Annotated in this window: 2 protein-coding genes and 1 pseudogene; all 3 read right to left on the bottom strand. The window is 39.9% G+C overall.

Features of this window, described 5'->3' with window-relative positions:
• A partial coding sequence (locus WB217_RS06305) for a PAS domain S-box protein (protein WP_423991708.1) occupies positions 1-913 on the bottom strand: 913 nt, incomplete at its 3' end.
• Between the two features lie 129 nt (positions 914-1,042).
• Entirely contained in the window at positions 1,043-1,396 is a 354-nt protein-coding gene (locus tag WB217_RS06300; protein ID WP_423991706.1) for a YisL family protein, read from the bottom strand.
• 105 nt (positions 1,397-1,501) lie between these two features.
• A pseudogene (locus tag WB217_RS06295) lies at positions 1,502-1,982 on the bottom strand (fumarylacetoacetate hydrolase family protein); the annotation flags it as partial.

Genomic DNA, 1,982 nt, shown 5'->3' with positions numbered 1-1,982 from the left:
CAATATCTCCGGCATAATGCCCAAGGCTGTCGTTGATGATTTTGAAACGATCAATATCTATTACAAGAACTGCGAGGAGCTCCTTCTTTTTCTTGGCCCGGCGAAGCCTTTCCTCTAGCTGTTCGGTGAACCTCATCCTGTTCGGCAAGCCGGTATCATGGTCATAGTAGGCTAGCTGGATTATTTTTTCTTCTGTTTTCTTCTGATCAGTGATATTCCGTCCAATCCCATATGTTCCGACACATTCACCATTAATTGTTATCGGAATATTTTTCACCTGAAAAATCTGCGTTTCTCCGCTCTTAATCGGGATTTCGATTGTATAGGTCTGGTCCCTTCCCCTTAAAGCCTGGACAAAATGCATTTTAGCGCGCGGAACATCTTCCTGGTTGATAAAGCTCAACGCAGGTTTGCCAATAAGCTCAGTTTCACTGAAACCGAATGTTCTTAAAAACGATTGGTTCACGCTTGTGAAGTTCCCTTTTAAATCAGTTGAATAAACAAAATCGCCATTGTTATCGAACAGCGACCGATAATATTGCTCGGAAATTTTCAAGCTTTCATTCAGATGGAGAATATCTTGTTGTGAGGTTTCAACTAAAGTGGTCAAAGTATTAATTGTATACTGATTATGTTTTTGTAAAATTAATTCCAGTTCTTGCTTGTTAAAAATCGTAAAGCAAACAACCATATGTTTTTGTGCAGGCAAATTTTCGCCGGCTTCACAGTTCATCAACGCAGCCTGTGGTAGTTTTTCTATAATCAAATCCTGCAGAGCGTAAATAATTTGTTCATCTTCTTGCCTGAAAAAAATTTGCACAAGCAAATTTGGGCAAGCTTGCAATGAATTACTCTCGATATAGCTATTAAGTTGTTCTTCGTTTTGATAAACGCAGCTTTTTGTCGTAGCCATTGCAATCTCCAATAATCTTATTTCTCCAATATCCCTATCTCCTAAAATACCATATTTTCATGGGCGAAGATATGACAAAAAAAGAAAAAGCTGCCAACATATCAGCAGCTTTTTCGACAAAATCGATTATTAGAACAAGTCTGTTCCAAGCGGAAGCGAGAATCCCAAATATAATACAAGAAGCAATGCAACAATGAACTGGATCCATAAAATTGAAGCTTTTTCGTTCTTCTTCGTGCGGATCAAGATCATTTCCAGCATGGAAATAACCCAAAGTCCTACTGCTGCCTTCAGCACGTACATAATAGAAATGTTTATGCTGGACAATAGCATAAAGCCTGTCAACAGAATCAGCAGGTAAACAACCCTTAGGATCATGTGGACAATCTTTGAGCCTTTTTCTTTACCGCTTTTATGTAGGCCTAATGAAACAAAAAATAAAATAAGCGCCAAAAACCACGCAGTCATATGGGCATGTATCATTTTTACACGTCCTCCTATCGTCAAATTCTAAAATATCATACCATATACAAAAGGAAAATCCTAAATATAAAGTGTTCATATGACCAATTGTCAGCCTATAAAAGGTTAGCCTTGTACTATATTGCTCAACGTACCGATTCCTTCAACAGAAATTTCAATCCTATCCCCTGATTTGAGGAATCGTGGAGGTTTATAGCCTTTGCCTACTCCCGCTGGCGTACCGGTAGCGATGATATCTCCAGGCTCCAGCGTCATGCCCTGTGATAGGACTGAAATGATTTCTTCGACCGGAAAGATAAAGTTTTCCGTGTTTGAATCCTGCCTGATTTCTCCATTCACCAGCGTCTGGATATTCAGGTTGTTCGGATTCTTAATTGCTGACTTATGGACGATCCATGGTCCCATCGGACAGGTTGTGTCCAGGCTCTTGCCGATGAAAAACTGTTTATGGCGCGCCTACAAGTCTCTCGCTGTTACATCATTGATTATCGTATATCCGAAGACATACTCGAGTGCCTCTTCCAGATTAATCGCTTTACCTTGCTTTCCGATGATAACTGCTAGCTCACCTTCATAATCTAGCTGA

This window comes from Mesobacillus sp., assembly GCF_049588175.1.
Taxonomy (GTDB): Bacteria; Bacillota; Bacilli; order Bacillales; family Cytobacillaceae; genus Mesobacillus.
Note: the sequence above shows the minus strand (reverse complement) of the source record. Positions and strands in the feature narration are given on the sequence as shown.